At 39.9% G+C, this 21,252-nt stretch carries 17 protein-coding genes and 1 pseudogene; 3 read left to right on the forward strand and 15 right to left on the reverse strand.

Annotated features, from left to right (window positions below):
* Nucleotides 1-121 precede the first annotated feature (121 nt).
* Nucleotides 122-1,450 carry a MurT ligase domain-containing protein gene (locus tag ACPFYS_RS03710; RefSeq protein ID WP_427877644.1) on the forward strand — a complete coding sequence of 443 codons (1,329 nt, stop codon included), beginning with the start codon at nucleotides 122-124 and terminating at the stop codon, nucleotides 1,448-1,450.
* Between the two features lie 27 nt (nucleotides 1,451-1,477).
* A complete protein-coding gene (locus tag ACPFYS_RS03715) occupies nucleotides 1,478-2,257 on the forward strand; it encodes a type 1 glutamine amidotransferase (RefSeq protein ID WP_427875981.1) in 780 nt (259 codons plus the stop codon).
* Between the two features lie 104 nt (nucleotides 2,258-2,361).
* Here ACPFYS_RS03715 and upp read toward each other — a convergent pair whose 3' ends face one another.
* From upp to rpmH, 15 genes and pseudogenes are all read right to left on the reverse strand, one after another.
* Entirely contained in the window at nucleotides 2,362-3,000 is a 639-nt protein-coding gene (upp, locus tag ACPFYS_RS03720; RefSeq protein ID WP_427875983.1) for a uracil phosphoribosyltransferase, read from the reverse strand.
* 301 nt (nucleotides 3,001-3,301) lie between these two features.
* A complete protein-coding gene (locus ACPFYS_RS03725; RefSeq protein WP_427877646.1) occupies nucleotides 3,302-3,958 on the reverse strand; it encodes a thymidine phosphorylase in 657 nt (218 codons plus the stop codon).
* Nucleotides 3,959-4,004: 46 nt separating this feature from the next.
* Nucleotides 4,005-5,162: an NUDIX hydrolase gene (locus tag ACPFYS_RS03730; protein ID WP_427875985.1), complete on the reverse strand. Its 1,158-nt coding sequence runs from the start codon at nucleotides 5,160-5,162 to the stop codon at nucleotides 4,005-4,007.
* Between the two features lie 509 nt (nucleotides 5,163-5,671).
* Nucleotides 5,672-7,054, reverse strand: coding sequence for a hypothetical protein (locus ACPFYS_RS03735; protein WP_427875987.1), 1,383 nt, complete (start codon nucleotides 7,052-7,054; stop codon nucleotides 5,672-5,674).
* A 1,085-nt stretch (nucleotides 7,055-8,139) separates the two neighbouring features.
* Complete coding sequence (locus ACPFYS_RS03740; RefSeq protein ID WP_427875989.1) at nucleotides 8,140-10,059, reverse strand: SIR2 family protein; 1,920 nt, start codon at nucleotides 10,057-10,059, stop codon at nucleotides 8,140-8,142.
* 630 nt (nucleotides 10,060-10,689) lie between these two features.
* Entirely contained in the window at nucleotides 10,690-11,376 is a 687-nt protein-coding gene (locus tag ACPFYS_RS03745) for a zeta toxin family protein (RefSeq protein ID WP_427875991.1), read from the reverse strand.
* Between the two features lie 146 nt (nucleotides 11,377-11,522).
* The gene (locus ACPFYS_RS03750) at nucleotides 11,523-12,014 is read right to left on the reverse strand and encodes a helix-turn-helix domain-containing protein (RefSeq protein WP_427875993.1); all 492 of its coding nucleotides are present in this window, start codon (nucleotides 12,012-12,014) and stop codon (nucleotides 11,523-11,525) included.
* 318 nt (nucleotides 12,015-12,332) lie between these two features.
* Nucleotides 12,333-13,751 (reverse strand): ParB/RepB/Spo0J family partition protein, encoded by a 1,419-nt coding sequence (locus ACPFYS_RS03755; protein ID WP_427875995.1) that lies wholly within the window; start codon nucleotides 13,749-13,751, stop codon nucleotides 12,333-12,335.
* Nucleotides 13,748-14,701 carry a ParA family protein gene (locus ACPFYS_RS03760; protein ID WP_427875997.1) on the reverse strand — a complete coding sequence of 318 codons (954 nt, stop codon included), beginning with the start codon at nucleotides 14,699-14,701 and terminating at the stop codon, nucleotides 13,748-13,750. Before ACPFYS_RS03760 ends, ACPFYS_RS03755 begins: the two co-directional genes overlap by 4 nt.
* Nucleotides 14,702-15,034: 333 nt before the next feature.
* The gene (gene rsmG, locus ACPFYS_RS03765) at nucleotides 15,035-15,736 is read right to left on the reverse strand and encodes a 16S rRNA (guanine(527)-N(7))-methyltransferase RsmG (protein WP_427875999.1); all 702 of its coding nucleotides are present in this window, start codon (nucleotides 15,734-15,736) and stop codon (nucleotides 15,035-15,037) included.
* A gap of 367 nt (nucleotides 15,737-16,103) precedes the next feature.
* Nucleotides 16,104-16,667: pseudogene (locus tag ACPFYS_RS03770) on the reverse strand (protein jag); the annotation flags it as partial.
* Nucleotides 16,668-16,815: 148 nt separating this feature from the next.
* Entirely contained in the window at nucleotides 16,816-17,829 is a 1,014-nt protein-coding gene (gene yidC / locus ACPFYS_RS03775) for a membrane protein insertase YidC (protein WP_427876001.1), read from the reverse strand.
* Nucleotides 17,829-18,131 (reverse strand): membrane protein insertion efficiency factor YidD, encoded by a 303-nt coding sequence (gene yidD, locus ACPFYS_RS03780; protein WP_427877647.1) that lies wholly within the window; start codon nucleotides 18,129-18,131, stop codon nucleotides 17,829-17,831. Before yidD ends, yidC begins: the two co-directional genes overlap by 1 nt.
* Nucleotides 18,132-18,138: 7 nt before the next feature.
* Complete coding sequence (gene rnpA / locus ACPFYS_RS03785; RefSeq protein WP_427876003.1) at nucleotides 18,139-18,624, reverse strand: ribonuclease P protein component; 486 nt, start codon at nucleotides 18,622-18,624, stop codon at nucleotides 18,139-18,141.
* A 21-nt stretch (nucleotides 18,625-18,645) separates the two neighbouring features.
* Nucleotides 18,646-18,780, reverse strand: a complete 135-nt coding sequence (rpmH, locus tag ACPFYS_RS03790; RefSeq protein WP_004106067.1) for a 50S ribosomal protein L34 — start codon at nucleotides 18,778-18,780, stop codon at nucleotides 18,646-18,648.
* 440 nt (nucleotides 18,781-19,220) lie between these two features.
* Between rpmH and dnaA the strand changes: the two genes are divergently transcribed.
* The gene (dnaA, locus tag ACPFYS_RS03795) at nucleotides 19,221-20,942 is read left to right on the forward strand and encodes a chromosomal replication initiator protein DnaA (protein WP_427876005.1); all 1,722 of its coding nucleotides are present in this window, start codon (nucleotides 19,221-19,223) and stop codon (nucleotides 20,940-20,942) included.
* Nucleotides 20,943-21,252: the final 310 nt, after the last annotated feature.

Raw genomic sequence — 21,252 nt, forward strand, 5'->3', positions numbered from 1 at the left:
AAATAATTTTAAGAAATCGCGCTCAATGACTGCGCTCGCTGAAGGTACAGATGATTCAGAAAACGTATTGAATCATAGTGACGCGCGAGAAAAAATCAGGAAACGTTGGTTTAGCTGCTTTATGCCGGGAGTAGGAAAACTTGTACGCGCAGTGTCAAGAGCATTGAAACACGGCGGAAGCGCGCTCCCAGGAAAAGTAGTAGAAAAACTAGACCCAGGTTTTTTGGCAAGAACTTTAGGAAAACTACCATACGGCGTTGTGCTTGTTTCCGGAACGAACGGTAAAACAACCACTACGCGCATGATAACAACTATGCTTAGAGACGCAGGCTTGCGAGTGTTCACAAACCCTACTGGATCGAACTTTACTCGTGGCGTAGTTGCGTCACTTGTACAAGAGATGAGCGCAGTAAGCACAAAACTAAATGCGGATATTGCAGTCCTAGAGCTTGATGAAGCCTACGCAGTACATTTTGTGCGACAAATTAAACCTAAATATGCGGTTTTGTTAAATGTTATGAGAGATCAACTAGACCGTTTTGGAGAAATAGATACTACTGCAAAATTGTTAAGTAACGTTTCTAGAGAAACCGAGAAAGTGCTGGTACTAAATCGTGAAGATCCGCGAATTTCTGCACTTTCTGAAGATATTTTGCCGTCCTGTAAAGTAAAATATTTCGGCTTAGGCGACGACGTTAGAAGTATGTTCCCAACGGACGATGATTTGCACAGTAATTCTAATAAGATCGAAAATAAAAATACTTCATTCTCACGCAAGCTTCCTGAAGCAGATGTGGTTTTGGCGAAAATAGAAAATCATAAAGCTGATTTCATACTTTCAGGCAAAAGAAAAACTGCCGTTATGAAACTTGACGGAGCTTACAATATTTTCAACGCGGCCGCAGCTGCAACTGTAGTTCGCGCAATTTTGGCTGAAGTTACAGGTAAAGCAGAAACTTTCAACGATGACAATATTGTTGAAGCACTAGAAAAAGTAACGCCTGCTTTTGGCAGAGGCGAAATAATTGAAGTTTCAGGTTCTCCAGTTGAATTGGTTTTAGTTAAAAATCCTATTGGCTTTAGACTTGCACTCGCTTCAGACCAGCCTGAAAATCATGACACAATGATTGCAATCTGTGACGAATACGCAGACGGAAGAGACATGAGCTGGCTGTGGGATGTTGATTTTACTTGCTTAAGTAAAACTGGAGTAGATTGTGTTTCTGGCACTCGCGCGTGGGATATGGCGTTAAGATTGGAATACGATAAGGTTTCAGCAAAGAATGTTGGGACTGATTTAGAAGAAGATGTTCGTTTATTCGTTGAAGGCGATTTTTCAGGTGGAGCTAAACGCGCTAAACGAATATACTGCACGTATACTGCTATGCTTCGTGTGCGAGCTAAGTTAGCACAGCTTGCAAAAGTCAAAGACGTTGGAGTCGGAAAGTAATCGGAAACTAATCGGAAAGTAGTTGCTATGAGTGCTATTAGCGATAAGAACGAAACTAAAAATCGAGTTTTGAATATAGTTTCGCTGTACCCGAAAGACATGAATATTTACGGCGACTATGGCAATGTGCTTACTGTTATGCGTCGAGCGGAATTATACGGTTACAAGCCCGTGCTCCACGAGTACAACGTTGGTGATGCTTGGCCCAAGCGCGTGGATATGATTCTTGGCGGTGGCGGTCAAGATCATGGTCAAAGTAGAGTTACTGAAGATTTATTTGCGCGCGCGGATTCTATTCGTGAGCTTGCAAAAGATGGCGTTCCAATGCTTATGATTTGCGGTCTTTACCAACTTTTTGGAGAGTATTTCGAAACCATTGAGGGTCAAAAACTTAAAGGTATTGGCATACTTGGCGAGCATACTGTTGGTCAAGACGTACGCATGATTGGAAATCTTGTGGAGCATAGCGACGATTTTGGCGATATTGTGGGCTACGAGAACCATTCTGGGCGCACAAGCTTGGAGGGTGATACTCAGCCACTCGGCTCTGTTGACAGCGAAAATTGCGGAAATAATGGCGAAGATCACACGGAAGGCGCTCGCAAATACAACGTTATCGGCACTTATATGCACGGATCAGTTTTGCCGAAAAATCCGCGTTTGGCTGACTTTTTAATTCGTACTGCTGCGCAAAATCGTTACGGCGAATTTGCACCAAAGCAAACTAACTCTCAGCGTGCAGAGCTTGCGAAACTAAACGAATTAGCAGATCGCGCTCGCGAAGTCGCCATAAGTCGTCCTCGCTAAAATTTGTCCATGTTAAATACAAAATAACCTGCTGAAATCGCAAAGTGTTGCAAATCAGCAGGCTATTTTTTAGTTTCTAGTTTTCGCTTGATTTGGTGAGTATATTAGTCGATCAAACCATACAAACGATCGCCGGCATCGCCAAGACCTGGAACGATATAAGCTTTGTCGTTCAAATGCTCATCAACAGCGCAAACAACAACCTTAAAATCAATAGAAGGATCAATCTCCTTCTCCAAACGCTTCAAGCCTTCTGGAGCTGCCAAAATATTAATAGCGGTAACATCTTTAGCTCCACGCTCAGCCAAATAATGTGTAGCAGCAACTAAAGTGCCGCCGGTGGCAAGCATTGGGTCAAGAAGGAAGCACTGACGACCAGTCAAATCTTCTGGCAAACGGTTGGCATAAGTAACAATGTCGAGCGTCTGCTCGTCGCGCTTCATACCAAGGAATCCAACCTCAGCGGTTGGAAGAAGACGAGTCATGCCGTCAAGCATACCGAGGCCAGCGCGCAAAACCGGCACAACCATTGGGCGTGGTCGGTTCAAATGCTTGCCAATCATCTTGCAAATAGGAGTTTCAATCTCGCGATCGCTAACTTCCAAATTGCGAGTTGCTTCGTACGCTTCAAGGGTTACCAATTCGGAAACCAACTCGCGGAAAATGTTAGAAGGTGTATTCTTATCACGCAAAACGGTGAGCTTATGGTCCACCAGCGGATGATGTAAAACATGAAGATCCATACCTTCTAGGTTAATGCAAGCATGGCATGTAAAGCTATCGGCGTGCCGTGAGATTTATAACAAAATATAAACAAAATAACAGTTAACAAACAGTAGTTAGCTTCTAATCTCAAATATAAAACGCTGACTTGCGAAAGCGCCTGTCGGCGCAAACGCCGCTCGCAGCGGCAAAAAATGGAGCCCGGGGCTTAAGCACAAGCCAGCGTCAAACTCGAGTATACATGTTTTTAATTTTCAGCGCGCCGCATAATTCGAATCCAACTTGAATCCAAATCAAATCACAAATTTAATCACAAATAATTTACTCAAGTTTCCCTAATCGCCATAATCCTGCGCAAGTACGGAAAGTGCATGAAAGTGAATTAAGATTTGCGGAAGTGTGCAAAATATGTGCAATTTTTTCTGTATTAATCGAATTAGAATTTTGCTCATCCAACTTTTTCGCGTAAACATGCATTCCGTGCGAAATAATAGAAGTAAAAGCTGAAGCACGATAAAGCGCTACAGCAAAATCGCCGGTAAAAGCGCCGGAAAGAATAGAATCTGCAAGTCGCGCAATATCATCTCCTGTAGGAGCTTCATCAATTCCTGTAATAGCTGATGCGCTTGTGGCTTCAGGTTCGCCAAGACGCCAATATTCAGCGTAAGCCTCACGATTCTTACGCAAAGAAATACGCAATAAATAAAGTCTCCAAAGTATTCCAGGAAGAGATTCCGCTTCTGCATGATTCCACAGATCTGCAATAACTTCAATACCCTCATTTTCAACCAAATTCAGCACGCGCTCAACGATTTCTGGCGACTGCGTTTTATGCACACGGTTAAGCAGAACAGCAGCGGATGTGTGGCTAATCTCATTGACAACCTGCGGATCTGTACCGCCCTCTATTTGTGCGAGCATAGCTGGATCCATTTGCGCAGGTCTGCTTGGACGATTTGAACCGTTTGGGCTTGGCATAAAAGCAGATCTGCTTGAATGAATAGAACTTGATTGCGAATTTAAACTAGTAGACACTTGGAAGAACCTTTTCAATATCGATAATGCGAGCGCCTTTAGGAGTATTAATTATATGCAAAACTATTGCGCTTCCTGTAGGCATATATGGAGATTTTTGGCTGAGTATGCGCTTGTGCGCTCTAGGTTTTGTTATTCCTCGCAAATAATCGAAGAAAGTGCCGATAACCGGGCGGTGCAGGCATATGACAGTTGAGTTTGCATTGTTTGTAACGCTTGCATTTTGTGCATTACGCTCAAGATTTTGTATTTCGTTCACAAGAACAGACAATGTAGATTTTGGTTTTTTCTCGTGATGATCTTCGGTAAGTTCCGCAGCCTGTTCTATAGAAAGCGAAGAATCGTGCGCAAAAGCGTCGAGAGTTTCTAAACAACGCTTCCAAGGTGACGATATAATTTTATTCGGCGCATAGCAGGCAAGCTCGCGGCCTAGAGCGTATGAAGCAGCAGCACCTAGAGGTGTGATTGGTCGAGTCGCTTCGCTTCCTTGCCAAGTTTTTCGAGACTCAGCTTTTCCGTGACGCACTAAAAGCAACGTACTATATTCGACTTGCCCTTCGTGTAGCTTATCTAAGAAAGCGTCTAGCACTTCGCAGTCACTATCGTGCGTAAGCTTTTTTCGTGCTTGAGAAGGAGTAAGCCACAGTACATTGCCGATTTCAGTGGGTTTAGCAGGCTTAATTGGTCCGAAAGCAGGAAGACGCTTTGCTGCGGACGGCTTGTCAATTAAACGCATCATCCAGTAGTGGATTCGCTTTATTACTTCCGGTTGACTATTGCGGTTCTGACTGCTATCTGACGCGTTGTTTTTGGAGGATTTTTTGCCTTCGTGATCAAGCAGATATTCTATTTTAGCGATATGCGGGCCAAGCGTGACTGAATATCCTGTTTCTTCTCCAACCTCGCGAACTGCAGTGTGACGATGCGATTCGTTTTGCTCATTCTTTCCTTTTGGCCAGCTCCAATCGTCATATTTAGGACGGTAAACAAGGCAAAGCTCAAAGTCGTCATCACTAGGCTTTATTGGCTTGCTTACATTGCTACCTGTTTTTGCGTCTTCACCTGCGTTTGAGCTGTTTGTAATATTGCGCTTGCGATAAATAATTCCACCAGCTGCTTCAACGTATTGCGTCGTTACTGCACTCATATTCACTATTTTAGCGGTTTTCTTTCGCAACTTTTAGTTGTGCCGTAATCTTTTACTTTTGTCACAGTCGTAGCAGTAACAAAAGAGCTGTTATTGTTTTATAATCCTTAAACATCCTAAAACTGGCAAATTATGCTGTAAAAAACATCCCAAAACTGGCAAAGGGTACTAGATGAGTTGTATGCTGCAAAAACATTTGATGAAACCATTAGTTAGATATCGCAGGAGCCGGCGCCAAAATACTTGGGTTATAGATAAAAAGTAGGGCCACCATAATGGTGACCCTACAAAAGTATCTAGCAATCGGTGCAATCCCTAGTAGCACTGAATACTAGACTAAGCATTCCTACACTTAAATTCATATATCTGGCAAGCGCGCTAGCAAGAAAAGGAAATGCTCTAGCAACTAGCGTTACAAACCGGATATCGAATTAAAGTTGTGGCATAAAACTTACAGAACAACTTTGGGCTTTATGCCACGCGTTGGAATACTCACATTTAACTATTGCTTAGTGGCGGACCTTACGGACAGCAGCACCCATACCAGCAAGAACAGAAGCAGCCAAAGCAGTCAAAGCAATAGCAGCACCGGTCTTAGGAAGGTTCTTACCAGCCTTATCCTTACCCTTCTCAACAGTAATCTTACCCTGCTTATCAGCCTTCTTATCAGCAGCAGCAGCGGCAGGAGCCTTAGCAGCCTCAGCCTTCTGAACAGCCTTCTGAGCAGCAGCACCGAACTTACCAGCCAAAGCATCAGCATAAATCTTCTGAGCCTGAGCAAGCTGTGGGAAAGCAGGAGACAATGGGTCAACAGCAGTCACAGAAGGAAGCAAAGCAGGATTCACACCAAGCTTGATAGCAGCATTGTAAGCCTCATCATAAGCATCCTTAGCAGCATTGTAAGCAGCCTGAGCAGCCAAATCAGCAGTCTTAGCATCATTGAAATCAGCTAAAGCCTTGTTGAAAGCAGCAGTAGTACGAACTACATGAGCATCAGCACGATCAACAGCCTCTTTCAAGCTCTTCAACTTAGCAGAATCATTCACGCCAGAAGCCTCAAAATCAGACAAATTCTGAGCAGCAACAGCAGCAGCCTTATTAGCAGCATCAAGCTCAGCCTTAGCAGCAGTCAAAGCAGCAGCAGCCTTAGTATAAGCTTCCTTCTTCTCAGCAAAGTTGTGCGAAGCAGCATCAACATCTACCTTCTTAGAAAGAACATTCTTAATAGCCTCTTCCTTAGAACCTGGCTGAGCTGGGGTAACAGGTGGATTCTTTGGAGGATTCTGCTCACTACCACTGGCCTGGCAACCAAGATTCGTCAAATGAATCTTAGCAAGATCAAGCTTATCCTGGGCTGCAGATACCTTATCCTCAGCCTTCTGAGCAGCCTCATCAAGAGCCTTGGTATCGAGAGCAGTGAGCTTATCCTTGTAATCATCAGCAGTTGCTGTTTCTGCAGTCTTAGCAGCACCACCAAGAGCTATACCAGAATTAGCGTCTTCTGCAGCCTTGCGTGCCGCTTCAAAAGCAACTTCAGCCTGAGCCTTCTTAACCCCAGCCTGAGCCTTCTTAACATTATCATTACCTGCAGCTGTCTCTTCAGCCTTAGCGTCATTATAATCCTTAAGAGCCTTCTTATAAGCATCTACAAGAGCTGTAGCCTTGTCAAGCTTAACATGAGCACGACGCTTAGCAGCATTAGCGGTAACAAGATCATCCTTTGCATCCTGCAAAGCAGCCTTAGCATCATTAATATTGTCTTGAGCAGTCTTGCACTGTTCAGCAGTTGGCTTCTTTGGAGCGGTCTCAGCGAAAGCTGGAGCGGCGAATGCCATACCGGAGAGGAGGGTGGCGCCAGCAGCAAATGCGGCGATAGCCTTCTTATTCAACATAATAATTTCCTTTCTTCTTCTCCTTCGTGCTAGGAACACGAAGAAAATTTGCAACACGAATTACCTTTTCTGACCTCATCCATCTAGGTAGGATTCGGATTCGTGTTTAGCATCAGCCAAACTAGGACTCTGGTTGATACCTGCAATTAAGATACCCCCCCCCCGTTTGAAAAAGTCAAGAGGCAACCTAAGCATCACTACAGTAAAATATACGAAAATCTGCTAAAGAAAATACGATAATCTAACCATATGCTGTAAAAAGTATTGTTATAAGTAGTTTTTTACTATAAAAAATACGTTTTTAAGAAATTTTAAGATTTTTCCCAGGAAACTCTCAGGAAACTCGCGCATACCCTACCCGAGCTTCCATAAAACGTTGCAAAACCGCCACTTTCGCGCGACACACCGATACCCCCTCCAAACACGAGACAGTCCTCTCGCATTTGGAGCAACATACGATGATAAACCCTCCAAAAGCGAGACAACTCTCTCGTGATTGGAGCAGATGACGTAAATAAAACCTCCATTCGCGAGAACACTCTCTCGCAAATGGAGCAAAACACAGATGACAACCCTCCAAATGCGAGATGACGCTCGCGCTATAAGCGCTCGCTACGAAACTCGCGTTGGAAGTCCACTGGACTTCCAACCTAAGCGAGTTTCCGCTCCGAGTTGCTTTCGCGCGCTAAATCGCAGCGCTCAAGCAGGTCGTCGCGCCCGCAAATGGAGCAAAACACGCACCGACACGCTCCAAACGTGAGACAAGGCTCTCACGATTGGAGCGCGACGACATGCTTGAGCGCGCATTAATAATTTTGGCAGTCAATAGAAAATGTCGATAACATCGGCTGATTTTATGTTTTCGACAAAATCACCCTGATTTTTGTCGATTTCACCAAACGATTATGCGTTTTAAACAATTTCGACTCACATTCTGTCGATTTCACCAAACGATTTGGTATTTTCGACAGTTTCGACTTGCGTTTTGTCGATAACATCGGCTGATTTTGTGTTTTAGACAAATCCACCCCACGTTCTGTCGATTTATCTTCTTCTGCAACCGATTTAAATTTTATATATGACTTTTATTTGCTATTTTTCAAAAATAAACCCTCTCGTTCTCCTATGATCAAAAGCGTTTTCTTCAAACTTTTTGGAGTAATCTTTTTGATGGAATTAAATAACAATTCTTTTTCTTCATCACTAATTGTCAAATCCGCACAATCATTTATAAGAGACTTCTTTTTAAAAATAGCTTTCACGATGTTCAAAGTGTTACCATTTTCCTTAGCTTCTTCTAAAGATTTATTAACATCTTCATCCCTATGAATAATAGACAATGCACTCAAATCACTGCCTATAGTTCCAACGATTTTAACCATGTGATCATACTCATCTTTATTGTATGGATATAATCTGCAGAGATACTTACAAGCTCCAGTCATTGTTGCGTGATTACCTATAGCCTTAGCTCTTGCCAATAAACTTCTAAGTTTTCTTTTTGTACGTTCCTTTAAAAATGGAATTTTACAGTCTATTGCCAAAGACCTAAGTTCACATTCTTGTGCAACGACTTCGTCATTCTTATACAATTCTTTATCACGAATAAACATGCTATTCAAAAGTGCAAAACGGAACCTAACAAAAAGCAATAAAACGTACTTTCTTCTTAATAACGGAACTTTTAAAAAAAGGCTCGATGGAACACGCATTTGCAACGAAGACACATATTCGATTTTTGACTCTGCTAAATATTTACGTCTGTCTTTAGATGGCAATCTGTATTTCTTTGCTGCTTTCTTTAGTTCTTTCGCAAGTTGACGATATTTATCAAAATTCGCACTTTCTCTTGCAAAGGAACTCTTCGCTTTTAGCAATATAATTTTTTCTTTGCTAGTTAATTCTTCGTATTGATTAATCATATGTCCTAAATCTTTATTTTGCCCAGTTCTTTGCAAAAGCAACATCCAGAATATTTCTTTATTAAAAGATATATTTTCCGCATCAATTTGTGACTCAATTCCTTTTAAAAATTTTTCTTTTTCTTCTGCAGAAACTGAGTTGTCCTTAGTTAGTTCACGAATACGATCAACAATATCTTTGCCGCCTTTAAAAGTTAATAACACATTCATCAACTTATCTTTCATATTGGATGGATATCCTGTTATCTTGACTACATTATGCAATGATGAAGCATTGTCTTCTGTTTGCTTATCAATTTCAGATTCTTTAGGATTTCCAATCGTCCAGAAAAATTTTCTGTCCTCATAATGACTATTTTGCAAAATCGGAAAATAATCCGCGTCTCTTCCGCTATATCCCCAAATACACACGTCATACGTCTTAATATTTCTTTTTACATAATCTGCAAAATCGCTTTTTTTGGAAATACCTGGCATTGTTGTTGCAATATCATCGCTTGTTACTGCATTCCCTGAATTTTCTCTTAAATTTCCATGCAATTTACAGATTACTACTTGTGATTCAACTGATTTATCAGTTGGACGATCAACATAAACATGATATGGCAACCTAAGCTTTTCGCAAGCTGATTCGAACATTTTATCATAATTCACGGTAAAAATTGGAACCTTTGCAAAATGCGAATAAGCTACTATGAAATAATGTATTATATTGGGTTGCGGTGTATAGTCCTTCGTGAAATGGTCTCTTTTAAGACAATTCCACATCTCTAAAACGCGATCATCCTCTGTACATTCCAGTAGTACTGAATAAAATAATTCTGGTTGAACCATTTTACAAATATAATCTTTACGAGACATTTCTTTTTGGGGAACACATTGGGGAACAAACGTATAACATTTATCAAATCCCACCAAGAATTTATTACAAGTATGTTGTAAGACATCATAAACTTTTGCAACCCCAGATTCAATGCTGATTCCTGATCCAGTAAAAAATAAACCTCTTTTTCCAATCAAACAATCAAGCAATTCATTTTTATTGTTTTCATTACTATCTTCAGATGCATTCTCATTCACCATCACAATCTCCTTTGATAAAATTTTGATAATAATTTAAATCTTTTAACTTTTATGAAAAATACAAAATTTATAAAAGAAAAACCTCAGTGTTAACTTTCTTCTATATAAGTTATACTCATTATTTTACTTTTCGCAAGAGTCTCTATGTATTGAATCGGAATCAATTCTTATTCGATTTTTAGTTTATTTAGATTTGAAACAATACCGTTTGTGATACTAACTCACGATACTTTCCATAAATAAGCATTCACTACAAACCAAGAACCATACCAGACGAAACACCGACACCCCCTCCAAACACGATACTCACCTCTCGCAAATGGAGCAAAACGTAAGGTAGACAGCTCCAATTACGAGAACACTCTCTCACGATTGGAGCAGATGACGTAAATAAAACCTCCAAATACGAGACAAAGCTCTCGGGATTGGAGCGGCAGACGACGATAAACCCTCCAAAAGCGGGCGCGACGACATGCTTGAGCGCAGCACCTAACGGCCATTAGTGGACCGTAGCAGTTCTATTAAGATTTGGCATACAAGTACACACCAATACCAATGCACAACCACAAAAACTCAATAATCCTAATTTATATAATTCGGTTATATAATTCGATTACTAAATACTTAATTTCATATGTTATTGCTCTCTTGTTTTAATAATTCTCTTAATCTCTTTTTAGCATGACGAATCATCTTCAATTCGTCCATTGTTTCTCTTCCAAAAAGCGCTTCATTAAGAACATCGGCAGCAGTAAACTCTGCAGGAACATTTTTGTAATTGTTAGAATCATATATACAATTTTCATCTCTTCTGTAAATCTGGATTCTATCGAATATTTTGGCTTTTTCCAATTCAGATAGATTTTGTACTATGTGATCAACAATATTATCGTGATGTTCTTTAGGCGTCGCTCTAGCGCTTATAGGATTTTCAAGACGCATTTCATTATATCGAATTAATGTACTAAGCCAAGATAATTCTGGTTTAGTGGCAATAACAGCAAGTGAAACATTATAACCACAATTTAGTAACGATTTTGCAGTATTAAGCGGAACTTCAACACTACGCAACGTACCTTCAATTACTAAATTGTAATTTTCAAGACTTAACTTTTCTATTAAACTTCTCACCATTTTTGAAGAAAAGCTACTAGTATATTTAACGCTTTCCTTACCATACACATCCAATAATTGATAATAATTTGGATGTTGTGGTCTATAACTGTCAGCATCAAGAATAATTATATTGTTATCAAATTCTTTCTGTTTTATGATGTGAATGGTGCTTTTGCCTGCACCACTCTGGCCACCGAGCAATATGGCTTGAGGCTACGAACTTGCATGTTTACCTATTTGCAAAGCACGCAAATTCCTATGCAAACACCGAGTAAAATATTCTTCACTAAAATTTTCTACTGCCACATCACACCAAAACTTACATTTACATAGTTATTATCGATTATTTATTTAGCACTTATCAAGTATTTTCGATTATTCTTATTTACAGCATCAAGCAAACGCTCTATACCATCTAAATAACCGTTATAACGATTTATATCTTCAAAATTGCGCAATTTATATACTCTTGTGTTGATCACGTCAGCTAAATCATCGCTCATCGCAATCCACGCATTAGAAGAATCGTCAATTTTGATATTCATGCTGTCTTCATACTTATATATGCGAGCCAATATTTGCGCACCACGCTCTTTAAGAACTTCGATTTTCATATTCAAATCGTATTTCTCTTCAGATGTCAATTCCTTTTCTTGTAATATATCAAAAACAGAAACATTGAATTTATTGCAAATCTTATCTATCAAATTTGTCGAAATAACACTCGTACCGTTTTCATAACGACTAATACTGTTACGAGAGACACCTAAAACATTAGCAAATTCCTGCTGCGTTAATTTTTTTGAGCGACGTAACGCTTTAATATTACCCGAAATCATACATCCTCTTTCAACAAGCTTTACAACAATTTTTCAATTTCAATATTGTCTTTTATTGTTCATTATATAATATAGAAACATTTTTGTACCAATTTTGGTGCAATTTATCTAAAGAAATTTTCAAAATACACTACAGAAGACTTGTTGTACCACTTATTGAAGTAAGAATATGAGAGGGATAACAGTGCTGCAGTACTGTCATCTACTTCAGCAGCACTGTCACGTTACTGCAGTCGACCACACTACCGCAACACCGCAACACCACGCTACTGCAGTAGTGCAATATTACGAGAGCACTACTGCATCACTACTACCGCACTACTGTCCAATAAGAATGTCGACAATTCGATTCATGTCTTCAGGAGACGAGAACACTATTTCTATGCGACCGTGATTCTCACTACCTTTTATAGACACTTTCGTCTCGAATTTCGTTTCAAGTTTCTTGCGTATAGGCGATGCAGCCCAGCGGTCGTTTCTTTGTCTGCGCGAACGCACCTGATTGCCACTCGCCTCATTATTTTTCATCGATACGATTTCTTCAGTGCTTCTTACAGATAATCCTTCAGTAATAATGCGCTGGGCAAGAGATTCCATTTCTTCTGGATTATCTAATCCGAGAAGTGCACGAGCGTGACCAGAAGATAATACTCCTGCAGAAACATGCTTTTGCACTGAAGCTGGAAGATTTAGTAATCGCAACATGTTGGCAATTTGTGGACGCGACTTCGAAACAGACTTTGACAACTGCGCTTGAGTCAAACCAAAATCGTCAATCATTTGCGCGTATGCTGCAGCCTCTTCCAACGGATTTAACGCCACGCGATGCAAGTTTTCCAAAAGTGCATCACGGAGCATATCCTCGTCGGCTGTGGTTTTCACTATTGCAGGAACCACTTCTAATCCGGCTAGCTGCGATGCTCTCCAACGGCGTTCACCCATAATCAGCTCGTAATGTGCCGTTTCTTGTTCGTCGTTGATTTTTCTCACGACTATTGGCTGCAGAACACCCACCTCTTTTATAGATGCAGCAAGTTCGCGCAACTCTTCTTCATCAAAAACAGTACGTGGCTGCTTTGAATTTGGCACTATATCTAACGGCTTTATATATTCTAAATAACCACCTTTAATTGGCTTTAAACCTTGATCTTCCGCAGTTGTATCAGCATTTTCAGCAGATGCTTCAGAATTTGTCGTGTTATTTAGTGAATTTCTGTTGCTATTATCTTCAGCTTCGTTTTCTTCTTTTCGTTGATTTTTTGATACATTATCGCCGAAGAAAAGATCCATTGGACGCACTACATCATTGAAAGATGGTACAGTTGCTCGTTTAATTGATCGAGTGTGTTTTGTACTTAAATAATCACCCGTTTCACGTGAAACATGCGAATATTGCTCTTCATTTGTACCATTGTTACCATTTGCGTCATTTTTATCTTTATGCGGAGCAATTGCTTGTTTTATGCTTGGCATAACAGTTTCACGTGAAACATGTTGCGCTTTTTGAGAAATTTTTTCTGAATTTTTTGCAGATACACTATTAGAATCTGCATCATAATTATCTACAGTTTCACGTGAAACACGAGACTCAGTTTCAGCACTATTGACGTTTTCCTGCAATGTCGACTTGGTTTCAACTTCAGCTTGAGGAGCAACAGCAGCTAAATCGTCTTCTCCTGGCAGCGTTGGGAACAGAGCACCCAAACCTTTACCTAAACGAGATTTGGTTGAACTCATTTTTCATTCCCCTTCTGTCTTACAGCAATATTTGCTAACACTGTTTCTGATCTTTGAGCAATTTCTAAAGCAGCTTCCCTATAAGATACAGCACCTGTTCCATGTGAATCATAACTTATTACAGTTTTCGCAAAGCTTGGCGCTTCTGAAATTTTTACTGTTCGCGGAATTGTAGTTTCAAGCACAATATGCGGATAATGTTGCTTAACTTCTTGGAAAACTTCGCGACTCAAAAGCGTTCGCCTATCAAACATAGTAACTAACATTGTAGAAACTACTAGCGAAGGATTGTAATGCTTTTGCACAAGACCAATCGTATTAATAAGCTGACCTAATCCTTCAAGGGCATAATATTCAGCTTGAATTGGTATTAGCATTTCCTTCGCCGCACACATGGAATTAATAACAAGCAATCCTAATGACGGAGCACAATCAATAAAAACGTAATCATAGTGTTCGTCACTATTATTTAAAAACTCAAGTAGTGCATTCTTCAGAAGATTGTTGCGATCCTGCATTTCCGCAACTTCCAGCTCAGCTCCACTTAAGTCAATAGATGCTGGAACTACATCAATACTATCAATATCCGGGCATGGTTGTTTTACTTCCGAAACTGTTTTACGACCCTCAAGAACATCATAAACTGAGAGATTTCCGGAAGCATGCGGCACGTTAAGAGCTGTAGACGCGTTGCCTTGCGGATCCATATCAATTACGAGAACTTTGCAACCACCAACTGCCATAGCTGCAGCTAGGTTCACGGTAGAACTTGTTTTACCAACTCCACCTTTCTGATTTGCAACAGCAATTATTCTCGTATCAGAAGGTTTTGGATAAACTACGCCCTCAAGAGCGTGATATCTTGTAGTAACATCCGCTAATTCGTTACCTAATGAAGATGGTGAATCTCCAAAAATACGTTTAATGGTTTCCGCAGCTGATTCCACCATTTTGTATCACCCCCGCCCTCTTTTTTACAACCATGTAGTGTCAAGTTTCTATTCTTCTATGGACATAAAACACGTAAAAATAGCATGCTGTTTCACGTGAAACAGAATAAATTTAAATAAAAATAACAGCTTTTAAATCGAAAAGAATCATATAATAAATTCTCAAAATTTACGAAAAAGTTCATAATAAAAAATAATAAAATAATAAAAAGCAAAACCACATTAAAACTGATGAATATTCAGATGCATAAAATGGATATGTTTCACATGAAACAATACTCAAAACGTAAATATAAAATTACGAATCTTGTACATTAAAAATGTTTTAGCAAATTACGCTTTGTCGACTATCACAACTGACGTTGATTGCAAACCAGGTCCAACAGGAGCTTCAACTACACGAGGATTTAATCCACCAGCTTTGCGAATCATTTTCGCCGCCTTTTCGATCTCTGCTGCTGCAGATTTACCTTTTAATGCTACTAACTGACCATGCGTTTTTAAAAGTGGAATCGTCCACGCAGCTAATTTTGTCATTGGAGCTACAGCGCGGCATGTTACAGCATCAAAAGCAGGTATTTCGTGAGATTTTACTTTTTCTATTACTTCGTCAGATCTTCCGTGGAAAATAGTTACGTTATTTAATTCCATAAGTTTTACGCACTCATCTAACCACGCAACTCGTCTTTCCATCGGCTCAATCAAAGTTACTTGTACTTCAGGTAAGCAAGCAGCTAATACAATTCCAGGGAAACCTCCACCGCTGCCGACGTCTGCCACACGTTTTTTATTACTCTTTTTCGTAACTTCATCAATAAAAGGTACAACTGCTGCAGAATTTAATATGTGTCTTTCCCACAAAATACCCATATCTCTAGGCCCCACTAGACCTCTAATTAATCCTTCTTTCTGAAGTTTCACGTGGAACATTGTGCATTTCGGAAGCGCATCTCCTAAGATTTCTTGCAATATTGGGGAAGATTCTAGCTCATCAGCTACATTTTCTATAGGTTCAGCAGATTCACTAACTTCCATTTGATGCACTCCTTAACAAAAACACAAAAACAAAAAGTAACATAATAAAACATTTTTGTTCTATCGTGTTACTTTCTGTTTAAATTTATAAATATCATCCGTGAAGTAAGCAAAATTAACAAAGCAAATAAAACAACTCAGCAAAAGTAGCGAGTACTATTTATTTTTACTTTCCGTTTTCTGTTTCGCTTATTGCCTACTATCGCTCATCATCAATGGAATCTGCATCTGCATCATAGTCAGCATCTTCCAAATCTGAATCATCCGAATCATCTTCATCATCTGCATAATCGTCATCCACGTCGTCAACATCATCATCGTCAACGTCGCGCTCATCATACAAATCATCAACATTCATATCAGCGTCATCAACAACGTCAATGTCATCCACATCCACGTCGTCCACATCATCAACATCGTCATCTAAATTATCAACGGCATTTGCAGACATATAAACAGTCACATAACGATGCGGCTCTTCACCATGAGACCTAGAGCGCAAACCTTCCTCACGCACAGTATCGTGAATAATCTTACGCTCAAACGAGTTCATCGGCTTCAAATTCACAGCTTCACCGGTTTCTCGAACGTCATCCACAGCATCCAGCGCAATATCGCGAAGCCTTTGGCGCTTACGCTTCAAGAAGCCATCCACATCAACAATTAAATGAGACCTATCACCAGTCTTTTGTTGCACAGCGAGACGACTAAGCTGCTGAAGCGCGTCTACAACTTCCCCGTTTCTACCAATCAAATGACGAATATCTTCATCATCATCCGCAACAATCTGAATCATAGGACGATTATTGCGAATACCCATCTCAATATCACCATCATAATCGGCAATATCAAGCAAACCCTCTAAGTAGTCCGCAGCGATATCAGCTTCTTCATTGAGCTGATTTATGCTTTTCTGCTCTTCTTGTGCCATCGCTTACTCCTTACGTTTCCACACTTACTCTTAACGTGATATTCACGCATTCTCACTGCACATACTGAACTACAGTGTAGCTGACAATACAGTCAAACAAACACTGTAGCCAGTATTTACAAGCAATTATTACAAGCAATTATTAAAACTACTTTTTAGCACCCTTACGCTTACGCTGTGGTTGCTTACGCTGGAATCCTTCCACTTCCCTGCGTTCTGCTTCCTCACGCGCTTTCTGAAGCTTTTCTTCCTCAAGAGAAGGCAAACCTTCACGCTTTCTACGCGCATTTTCTTTCACATAATCTCGTTGCTCTTTCTCAATAGCAGCTGGAGATCCAGGCGTTGGGAAGGTATAAACCTGCCAGATAGAGCGAAGCATATTAACAATATTGTTTGCTAACCAGTAAACAAGCATTGCAAATGGAAGCGCAAAAGCAGAGAACACATAAATCAGCGGGAAGCCCCACATCATAAGTTTTTGAACCTTATACTGGCTACCTTGCATAGATTCAGGCGGCAAATTCTTGCGAATATTATTAAACTGCATATACCACATTGCAGCACACATAAGCACCACAAACGTGACTATAACAGCCTTTCCGCCGCCGTCTACTGTCATAAACGTATCCGAGACTCCTACGCCAAACAAATGCGTTTTAACAAACTGTTTTGCAGTAGAAATATCAAACGCACCAAATGCAGCGTGCTTTCCTCTAGCAATAAATGGAATTAAAGAAAGCGTGTACCAAATACTCATGAATGCTGGGCCTTGGATCATCATAGGAAGGCATGATCCTGCAGGATTAGCATTGCTATCCTGGTAAAGTTTCATCATTTCCCTGCGCATAGCTTCTTTGCTTGCAGGGTCGTTTTTACCTTTGTATTTTTGCTGGATTTTCTTTACTTTTGGAGCGATTGCTTGCATTTGTCGCATTCCCTTAATGCTTTTAATAAAAGCTGGGAAAATGCATGCGTGAACTACTAGCACCAAAAATACTATCGACAAAATCCAAGCGGCACCAACTTCGTTCATGCCAAGAAGAGTTAAGAATTTATGGAATAAAACCATAATTTGAGTCATCAACCACTCAATTGGCGTCAAAATCTTGTAGAACCAGCCTATAAAGCCGTTGTCAAGCATAAAATGATCTTGATTAAACATCAGTTTTCCTTGTCCTCACCAGCCAAGGGAGTTAGCCGTGGCTCTTCATGCGCCTTTGACCAAGCGCAACGGTAAAAAATTGAATATTTTTGTGGTACGTCGTCAATACTACAACTTGTCCAAGGTCTGCAGCGCAAAAGTCTTAGCACTGCAAGTAAACCGCCTCTGCAAATACCAAAACGCGAAACAGCTTCAATCGCATATTGTGAGCACGTTGGATAGTAACGGCAGCAAGCTGGCCTATTCGCAGAAATTTTGCGTTGATACCATCTAATAGCTCTTATAGCAGCTTTTGCTGCCATACTGCGATTATGACGCGTCTTCTTTGTGATTATGCTCATCTGTACCTGCCGCAACGCTACTTATCTTCTTGAAAAGCTTCTCGATTTGTAAACGTAACGAATCAAACGAAACTTCCGCTGCAGTTGGCTTTGCGCGTAAAATAACGTCACAGTTTTGCGGCAAAAGTAATTCGAATTCTTTAGCAATCACTCGCAGGCGTCGCTTCACTTTGTTGCGAACTACAGCCTTACCTACTGATTTAGATACAGCAAGACCTAGCCTTCGCGCCAAACTTTTTTGCTGTTCCTGCGTTAGGGTATCAGAAAAAGCCGCGGGATTACTACTTACTAAACCCGTGGCAGATTCTAATTTTACGCTTCTATCCTCGTTAAGTGCGTTACTTACGGCTATATCGCCACGCATTACATAATGCGCGACGATATCCCGCGAACTCACTTTGCGTCGTTTTTTAAGTACCGCGACGAAATCGCGATGGCTTTTCAGCCTTTCCATGCTTTACGACGCTACCCTAACTCAGGCAGACAGCGACTTACGGCCCTTGGCGCGACGACGATTAATCACTGCGCGGCCAGCACGCGTACGCATACGAACGCGGAAGCCGTGCTTCATGTGACGACGACGGTTATTTGGCTGGAATGTCCTCTTCATAACTAATGCTCCTGTATTCAGCCACGCAAAAGCATGGCCCCGTATGAGTCAAGCTCTACTAAAATACTCTTACCCCTCACCAAGAGTCAAATTATTATCAGTTGTACACAATTGAGTTAGAAGTTAAATATTAAAAATATTTTTCTATTTCACATTTTCTTCACAAAAATAAGTGTTACTTAATCCTTGAAAAATAGCGGTATTCCTCAAATATATTTATCCACAAATTACACACATGTTATTCACATTTGAGTATTTTCAACACGCTAGGCTGTGGATAACTTCTTAGGGTTGGAGTAAACATATTCTACTGGTTACTTTTATGCACTAGGATTGTGAAGGAAAAATTTTTCCGCACTAAATGTGCGAAATTTTTTCTTCGAAACCAAAACATAAAAATATCATCTAAATGCGTGATATTTATAATCTTGGGGGGTGAAATGGCTGAAACATTAGGCGACCCAGCGGCACAAGCTGCCATAATCTGGTCGAGTACTCTTACTGTGTTGCAGCATAATGCCCTCTTGACTGCTAGAGATAAGGGCTGGTTTGAAGGTGTACAGCCTGAAGCGGTTTTTGGTACAACAATAGTTTTATGTGTTTCTAATGCGGAAGCTCAGCAAGCTTTACAAAATGAGCTTAATGCGCCGCTACTTACTGCTCTAAAAATTTGCACTGGAAAAGATATGTTTCCTGCTTTTAAAATCGTTCCTCAACATGAGCAACGACAGGAACCTACATATGTTCAGTCTGCTATAAGTGATGCTAACTACGTTTCTTCTAATAATCACGCGGCAAAAACTTTTGTTCAAGAAAATAGAGATATAAATAATTCATATGCAAACAGCAATTCTGATAATAATGTTCAGAATTTTGCGGAAAATGATAAAAATTACGCTAATAAAAGTGATTTAAATAATTCTGATTATTCATCTTCTTCCGATAAAGTAAGTTTAGAGGAAAATAATTCTTCTAAAATAAACGATTTACCTGCACAACCTGATTTTGATCACGCTACCGGTTTATCTGATTTGCAGAAAACTACTATGCTTTCTTCTATCCCTAATCAAACCGGTAAAATGTCAATTTCTGTTAAGAGAGATCCTGTAACGCATCTTAATACTTGCGCTACTTTCGATACTTTTGTTCCGGGTGATTCTAATCGTTTTGCTCGCACTGTTGCTTTGGCTGTTGCTGAAGGTTCAGGTCGTGATTTTAACCCGTTATGTATTTATGGTGGATCAGGCCTTGGTAAAACTCACTTGCTAAATGCTATTGGAAACTATGCTTTAGTAAAAGATTCTTCACTTAAAGTGCGTTATGTTACGAGTGAGGAATTTACTAACGAATTTATTGAGGCTCTTCAAAATCCGAATCAGAGTCAAGGACAGATTGCTGATTTTAACAAACGTTATCGCGAAGTAGATGTTCTTCTTATCGACGATATTCAGTTTTTGGGTGGTAAAGAAGCTACTTTAGAGCAATTCTTCCATACTTTTAATGCTTTATATCAGGCTAGTAAGCGCATTGTTATTGCTTCTGATGTGGCTCCTAAAAATTTGAAGGGCTTTGAATCTCGTTTAATTTCTCGATTTGAGTCTGGTTTAACTGTTGATATTAAGCCACCTGATTTGGAAACTCGTATAGCTATTTTGAGAATGATGGCTATGATGAGCAACACTACTATACCTAGTGACGTTTTTGATCTTATTGCTGAACGTTTTACTGAGAATATACGCGAGCTTGAGGGTGCTTTAACTCGCGTTACTGCAGTTGCATCTCTTAGCAATCAGCCTGTTAGTAAAGCGCTTGCTGAGCAGGCTTTGCAAGATTTCTTTGCTATAGATATTGAGGTTCGTCCTACGGATATTATTGGTCAGGTTGCTCAATATTTCCATCTCACTTTTGATGAGTTAGTAGGTAGACAGCGCACTAAAAACGTTGCTCTTGCTAGACAAATTGCCATGTATCTTGCTAGAGAGATGACAAGCATGAGCCTAGTTGATATTGGTGAAGTTTTTGGTGGAAGAGATCATACTACTGTTATGCACGCTTATACTCGAGTAAGCGGGGAAATGCAGGAAAAGCAGGAAATTTATAACTATGTTATGGAATTAACTGTTCGCTTAAAGCAAAATCCTGTTAAGAAGAATAATGCTTAATATTATTTTCTTCTAATTTTTTGTTTTCTTAATTTAATTTAGTAATTTTTTTATTTTTAGATTTTTATTATTTACTGTTTTCCACAGTTTTGTTCTTACTTTGTTAATTAAGAAAATAAAAGTTATCCACATAGTTAATAACAAATGTGGGTAAAATCCGTGTATAAGTCGTGGAAAACGCCGTATAAAAAAGTTAATAAGTAGTTGATAAATAAAGATTTTTTGTTAATAAAAATTTTAATAGCTAAGAGTGTGGATAACTCAGCTAGTTATACACATTGATTTGAAGATTTTATTAACAAGTGTGAGG

It is taken from the genome of Gardnerella sp. 2492, from assembly GCF_050320365.1.
Lineage (GTDB): Bacteria > Actinomycetota > Actinomycetes > Actinomycetales > Bifidobacteriaceae > Bifidobacterium.